Below are 6,640 nucleotides of genomic sequence, written 5' to 3'. Positions count from 1 at the left end.
GTAGAGGCTGTCGGCGTTGGTTAGCCCGCCGGCGGCCCAGTCCTGCGCGTGATGGACCTCGCAGTGGTAGCCGGGTTGCGGGCAGTCGGGGCGGGTGCAGCCGCCGTCGCGGGCGTGGCAGATGATGCGTTGGTCCAGGGTGGCGATGCGCTTGCTGCGGCCCAAATACAGCGGACGCTCGCAGTGATCCTCGAAGACGGCCAGATAGTGGATGCTGTTGGCGGCCATGCGGATCACATCGCGCATCGGCAATCGGCTGTTGCCGCCGGTGCGTGCCGGCGCCGGCATCGGGATGCTGGGGTCGTGCGCGGCGCGGGCGGCCTGCTCGAGCTCACCCAGCTTGGTGGTCACGATCACGGTGACCGGCACGCCGCGATGGGTGCCGAGCTCGCCGGATGAGAGCGCGTGGCGCAGCGCGAGCTTGAGCGCGTCGTGGCAGCGCTGCGCCGGTGTGCGATGATCACGCGCCTCGGCAGCCGCATCGCTGGTCTCGGGCAGGTGGCGGCCGGGCCGGATGGCCGCGGTGATGGCCTCCAGGTAGGCGCGGGTTTCGGGGTCCAGCCAGCCGCGCAGCCGGCTCATGCCGTCGACGCATTGTGGCCCCAGCACCAGCCCGCGGCGCCGGGCCCGGTCCTCGTCGGAGAAGGTGCCGTCGGGATTGAGGCAGTCGGCGATCCGGTTGCCCACTATGGTGACGAACGTGGCGTCCTGCTTTCTGGCGTGTCGGACCAGGATGCGCTCGGCCTTTTCGCGATCGAGCGCATTAACCGCGGCGGGCAGGGCATCCAGGGCATGCAGTACCGCGGCGATGTGGTCGTCACCGACCGTGCCTTCTTCGACGGCGGTGGCCAGCTTCGGCAACTCCGGCGGCAGCGTCGGGCCGGTGAGCGAGCGTCGTGGCCGGATCCGCACCGCCACCCGAAACCGGCGTTTGACCTCCGCCGAGGTGATCCGCAGCCGCGAACACAGCAGATTCCGCATCGACACATCCGCCGGCAATGCCGGGTCGTCGGGCCCGTCGACCGGGTCGGCGATCTCGCCGAACATCCGATACGACAGGCCGCGGTTGACCCGGCCCAACGCCTCCAACCGCTCGGCGGTCGCCACCCGAAACGCATTGCCCACCAGGTCGGTGCACGACGCGCGCAACCGGGCGTAGGCAGCCTCGATCAGCTCGAGATCGGCGCGCATCTGCGCACGCACCGCATCCACGGGAAGCGCTGACTCGACGGAAGCCATACTCCAAAGCTATCGAAAGAATGTTCGAGTCACCCCGGCCGCAGCGCATCGCACGCGCAATTGTGGATAAAGCGCGAACTGTGGACAACCGACTATCGGCTCACAATCGCCACCACGGGTCGAATTCCGCAGGCCGCCCGGGTTCCACGCGCTCACCCGGCTTCGGGACCACTACCTGGACGTCGGATGTCTCGGCGGCGGTCAACAGCCGTTCGATCGGCTCCTCCCACGGGTGCGGGGCCAGCCGGAAGGTGCACCAGTGGATGGGCACCAACAGCCGGCCGTTGACGTCGCGGTGCGCCTGCACCGCCTCTTCGGGGTTCATATGGATGTCCGGCCACGCCTTGTTGTAGGCGCCGACCGGCATCAGCGTCACATCGAACGGTCCGTGCTCGGCCCCGACCTCCGCGAAGCTCCGGGTGTAGCCGGTGTCGCCGGCGAAGTAGGCGCGATGAGTGGGACCGGTGATCGCCCAGGATGCCCACAGGGTGGCGTTGCGGTTGAGGAAGCGTCCGGAGAAATGCCGCGCCGGTGTGCAGACCAGGGTGAGCTCGTCGACCCGGGCGCGCTCGTTCCAATCCAGTTCGACTATGCGTTGATCGGGAATGCCCCAGGCCCGCAGATGTGCGCCGACGCCGAGCGGAACGACGAACGGCGCCCACTGAGTACGGGCCAGCGCGAGCACGGTGTCGATGTCGAGGTGGTCGTAATGGTCGTGGCTGATGACGATCGCGTCGACCGCCGGCAGCGCTTCCAACGGCATCGGTGGCTGATGCATCCGTCCGGGGCCGATGACGTCCGAGGGCGAGCAGCGGTCGGCCCAAATCGGATCGGTGAGCACGCGATACCCGTCGATCTCGATCAGCACCGTCGCGTGGCCGAACCAGCTCACCGCGAGCGGGCTGGCCTGTGCGTCGATGGCGTGCGGAGTGGTCAACGGGATCGGCGCACCGGGCCGGGTGGCGGTGCGGCCGCCGACGATCTCGCGCAGAATGAGCCGCTGTTGCTCGCGGTCCATGCTGAACAGCGAAGCCGGGTCGACGTTGACGAACACCCCGTCGCGGTAGTTGGGTGAGCGACCGGCCACCGCGCGGATCGCGGCCGGGTGGGCGCCCAGGGCGGTCGGCGCACCGCGTATCGCGCGCAGCACCCAACCGCCGGTCGCCAGCGTGACCGTGCCGACGGCCAGTCGCAGCGCCTCGCGCAGCATGCGATCAGGCTCCCTGGAACTTCGGCGGTCGCTTCTCCATGCGGGCCACCTGCGCTTCGATCACATCCTGGCTGGCCCATGCCTTGTCGAAGAGTTCCTTGTGGACCGGCCACGCCTCTTGGATGGCGCCGTCGTCGTTGAGCACCCGCTTGGCATGCTGCAGCGCCAGCGGCGCCAAGCCGGCGATCTCGGCGGCCCAGGCCTGCGCATCGGCCAGTGTCCCGATCCGGTTGGCCATGCCGGTCTGCAAAGCGGCCTCGGCGGTCAGTTTCTCCGCGGACAGCAGCATCGCCCGCGCACGGCCATGTCCGACCAGCGAACTCAGTCGGCGGATGCTCCAGTTATCCAGCGCCAGACCGTATTTCGATGTCGGAAACAGGAAGAACGCCTCCGGCGCCACCACCCGCAAATCACATTGCATCGCCAGCTGCAGACCCGCGCCGATCGCCGGGCCGTTGATCGCGCCGATCACCGGCATCGGCGCCGCGTCCATGGCCCTGTGCAACTCGATCAGCCGGTCGGGGTAATCGGCGGCGAACGCGTCGCCGCTCAGGTCCGCGCCGGCGCAGAACACCGTCCCCTGGCCGGTCAGCACGATAGCGCGGACATTCTCGCCGGCCGCCTTCTCCACCGCCTCCCGCAGCTCCTCGACAAGCTGGGAATTCAGTGCGTTGCGCCGCTCGGGTCGCTGTAGCTCAATCGTCATGACGTCTTCGACGCGGGTGACACCGATCATGGCGCCTAGCCTATTAGCCTCGTGCCGTGAGCCGAATCGGGACCGATGAGCTGCGCGACGCGGTGCTCGACGACGGGTCCTTCATCAGTTGGGACACCACGCCGCTGGCCGTGCCGACCGACGAGTCTTATGCCCGGGAGCTGGCCGACGCCCGGGCCGCCACCGGGCGCGACGAATCGGTGCTGACCGGCGAGGGCCGGGTGTTCGGGCGGCGGGTGGCGGTGGTGGTCTGCGAGTTCGGCTTCCTCGGCGGATCGATCGGGGTGGCGGCGGCCGACCGGATAACTGCCCGGTCGAGCGGGCGACCGCGGAGCGGCTGCCGCTGCTGGCGTCGCCGAGTTCCGGGGGCACCCGTATGCAGGAGGGCACGGTCGCGTTTTTGCAGATGGTGAAGATTGCCGCGGCGGTCACCCTGCACAAACAAGCCCACTTGCCCTACCTGGTCTACCTGCGGCACCCGACCACGGGCGGGGTGTTCGCGTCGTGGGGTTCGCTGGGGCATGTCACGATCGCTCAGCCGGGTGCGCTGGTCGGCTTTCTGGGACCTCGGGTGTACGAGCAGCTCTACGGTGAACCGTTTCCGGCTGATATCCAGACTGCCGAGAACCTGCAGCGCCACGGAGTGATCGACGGCGTGGTGGCGCTCGAGGACCTGCGAGCCACCCTGGACCGCGCGCTGAAGGTGCTCGCCGACGGCCCCGGGCCGCCACCGCAGCCGCCGCACCCGGAACCGATCCCCGATGTCGCGGCGTGGGACTCGGTGGTGGCGTCGCGGCGACCGGACCGGCCCGGGGTTCGGCAGCTGCTGCGGCACGGGACCACTGAACTGCTACCGCTGTCACCCGGCGAAGGTGAAGCGGCGACGACGCTGCTGGCGCTGGCCCGGTTCGCCGGCCAGCCCGCGGTGGTCCTCGGCCAGCAGCGCCTCACCGGCGCGATCATCGGGCCTGCGGCGCTGCGCGAGGCCCGGCGCGGCATGGCGCTGGCCGCCGAGCTGCGCCGGCCGCTGGTGCTCGTGATCGACACCGCCGGGCCGGCATTGTCGGCCGAGGCCGAGGAGGGCGGGCTGGCCGGCGAGATCGCCTGTTGTCTATCCGATCTGGTCACGCTGGACACCCCAACGGTGTCGGTGCTGATGGGCCAGGGCAGCGGCGGGCCGGCGCTGGCGATGGTGCCCGCCGACCGGGTACTCGCCGCGCAACACGGCTGGCTGGCCCCGCTGCCCCCGGAGGGCGCCAGCGCGATCGTATTCCGCGACACTGCTCATGCAGCCGAACTGGCTGCCGCACAAGGTATCCGGTCGAAGGATTTGCAAGCGTCCGGAATCGTGGATGTCATCGTGCCGGAGCACCCGGACGCCGCCGACGAACCGGTCGAGTTCTCCGTACGGTTGTCTGTCGCGATCGCCGCCGAGCTTCATGCGCTGCGAGACATGCCCGACGCGGAACGCATGACGGCCCGGCTGCGACGCTACCGCCGCATCGGACTGCGCTGAAGCTCAGGCCGCAGCGCCGTCAGCACCGCCGAACTGGGTCTCGTACAGTTCCGCGTAACGCCCGCCATGGGCCAGCAATTGATCATGCGTGCCACGCTCGACGATCCGGCCGTCCTCGACGACGAGGATTTGATCGGCGGCCCGCACGGTGGACAACCGGTGAGCGATGACGATCGACGTCCGGCCCGCCAGCACCTCCGAAAGCGCCTGCTGCACGGCTGCTTCCGAAGATGAATCCAGCGAGGCCGTCGCCTCGTCGAGAACGACCACACTCGAACGTCCCAAAAGCAGACGGGCGATCGTCAGCCGCTGTCGCTGACCGCCGGAGAGCCGATAGCCGCGCTCGCCGACCACGGTGTCCAGACCGTCGGGCATCTCGGCAACGACGTCGGCCAACCGGGCACGCCGCAGCGCCTCCCACAGCACTGCGTCGGTGGCATCCGGCGCCGCCAACTGCAGGTTCGACCGGATCGACTCGTGGAAGAGATGACCGTCTTGAGTGACCAGACCCACCGTCTGGCGCAGCGACACCGTGGTCAGGTCGCGCGCGTCGACCCCGGACAGTCGCACCGCGCCGGAGTCGACATCGTAGAGCCGGGCCAGCAGGGCGGCGATCGTCGACTTGCCGGCGCCCGACGAGCCGACCAACGCCACCATCTGCCCGGGTTCAGCAATAAACGAAATCCCATGCAGCACTTCGGATTCCCCACGGTCATCCAGGATGGCAACCTCTTCCAACGAGGCCAGCGACACCTTCTCGGCCGAGGGGTAGCCGAATCGCACGTCGTCGAACTGCACCGACACCGGACCGTCGGGCACGGCCACGGCGCCGGGCCGCTCGGCGATCAGCGGCTGCAGGTCGAGCACCTCGAAGACCCGCTCGAAGCTGACCAGCGCGCTGGCGATCTCCACCCGGGCGTTGACCAACGCCGTCAGCGGCGCATACAGCCGGGTCAGCAGCAGTGCCAGCGAGACGATCGCGCCGGCCTGCAGACGCCCACCGATGGCCAGCACTCCGCCCAGGCCGTACACCAACGCCATGGCCAGCGCGGACATCAGGGTGAGCGAGTTCATGAACACCGACTGCAGCATCGACGACTTCACCCCGATGTCGCGCACCCGCGACGCGCGCACCGCGAACTCGCGCGACTCACGCTGCGGGCTGCCGAAAAGCTTGACCAGCGTCGCGCCGGGTGCCGAGAACCGCTCGGTCATCTGGCTGTTCATCGTCGCGTGGTAGTTGGCGCGTTCCCGGCTCAGCCTCGCCATCGTGGCCCCGATCCGGCGAGCCGGCACCACGAACAGCGGCACCAGCAGCAACGACATCAGGGTGATCGGCCAGGAGATGCCGGCCATCACCACCAGCGTCAGCGTGAGCGTCACCAGGTTGGACACCACACCCGGGAGCGTGTCGGACAATGCGCGCTGGGCGCCCATCACGTCGTTGCCGAGCCGGCTGACCAGGGCACCGGTGCGGGTGCGGGTGAAGAACGCCACCGGCATGCGCTGCACGTGGTCGAACACCGCGGTGCGCAGGTCGAGGATCAGCCCCTCGCCGATCGTCGACGACAGCCAGCGAGTGAGTAGCGACACGACCGCCTCGGCGACGGCGACGGTGGCGATCACCGACGCCAGCAGTACTATCGCCGCGGCGTGCGCCCCGGTGACGATCTCGTCGACCACCCTGCCGGCCAGCATCGGGGTCGCCACGGTCAGCAGCGCGCTCACTACGCTGACCGCGACGAAGACGCTCAACCTGCGGTGATGTCGCCCGGCGAAGCGCCAGATCCGGCCGACCAGCCCCCGGCCCACCAGCGAACGCAGCTCGGCAGAGCGTGCGTGCATCTGCCGGTACAGACTGCGGCTGGCCGCCGCTTCCAGATTCACGCCGTTCACGCTAAAACCTCAATAATGGATGAGGTCAACCGACGCGCCGGGTGTGGGCGGTTCCTCCCACAGC

General features: G+C 69.2%; 4 protein-coding genes and 1 pseudogene. 1 reads left to right on the top strand and 4 read right to left on the bottom strand.

The window, feature by feature from the left end:
- From ACRDTL_RS11175 to ACRDTL_RS11165, 3 genes are all read right to left on the bottom strand, one after another.
- The coding region (locus tag ACRDTL_RS11175; protein ID WP_431506769.1) for a 13E12 repeat family protein at window positions 1-1,239 on the bottom strand (1,239 nt) is incomplete at its 3' end.
- A gap of 100 nt (window positions 1,240-1,339) precedes the next feature.
- Window positions 1,340-2,449 (bottom strand): MBL fold metallo-hydrolase, encoded by a 1,110-nt coding sequence (locus tag ACRDTL_RS11170; RefSeq protein WP_431506768.1) that lies wholly within the window; start codon window positions 2,447-2,449, stop codon window positions 1,340-1,342.
- A gap of 4 nt (window positions 2,450-2,453) precedes the next feature.
- Entirely contained in the window at window positions 2,454-3,185 is a 732-nt protein-coding gene (locus ACRDTL_RS11165; RefSeq protein ID WP_431506767.1) for an enoyl-CoA hydratase, read from the bottom strand.
- A 26-nt stretch (window positions 3,186-3,211) separates the two neighbouring features.
- On the opposite strand from ACRDTL_RS11165, the pseudogene ACRDTL_RS11160 reads away from it, so the two are divergent.
- Window positions 3,212-4,680 (top strand): annotated as a pseudogene (locus ACRDTL_RS11160) (carboxyl transferase domain-containing protein).
- Between the two features lie 3 nt (window positions 4,681-4,683).
- On the opposite strand, the gene ACRDTL_RS11155 reads toward ACRDTL_RS11160, so the two are convergent.
- Window positions 4,684-6,525, bottom strand: a complete 1,842-nt coding sequence (locus ACRDTL_RS11155; protein WP_431506775.1) for an ABC transporter ATP-binding protein — start codon at window positions 6,523-6,525, stop codon at window positions 4,684-4,686.
- Window positions 6,526-6,640 lie beyond the last annotated feature (115 nt).

Source organism: Mycobacterium sp., assembly GCF_050700595.1.
Taxonomy (GTDB): domain Bacteria; phylum Actinomycetota; class Actinomycetes; order Mycobacteriales; family Mycobacteriaceae; genus Mycobacterium.
Note: the sequence above shows the minus strand (reverse complement) of the source record. Positions and strands in the feature narration are given on the sequence as shown.

What these genes read in the sequence shown, in the direction of transcription:
- ACRDTL_RS11170 (WP_431506768.1), bottom strand. Translation starts at nt 2,449, where the DNA reads ATGCTGCGCGAGGCGCTGCGACTGGCCGTCGGCACGGTCACGCTGGCG.
- ACRDTL_RS11165 (WP_431506767.1), bottom strand. Translation starts at nt 3,185, where the DNA reads ATGATCGGTGTCACCCGCGTCGAAGACGTCATGACGATTGAGCTACAG.
- ACRDTL_RS11155 (WP_431506775.1), bottom strand. Translation starts at nt 6,525, where the DNA reads ATGCACGCACGCTCTGCCGAGCTGCGTTCGCTGGTGGGCCGGGGGCTG.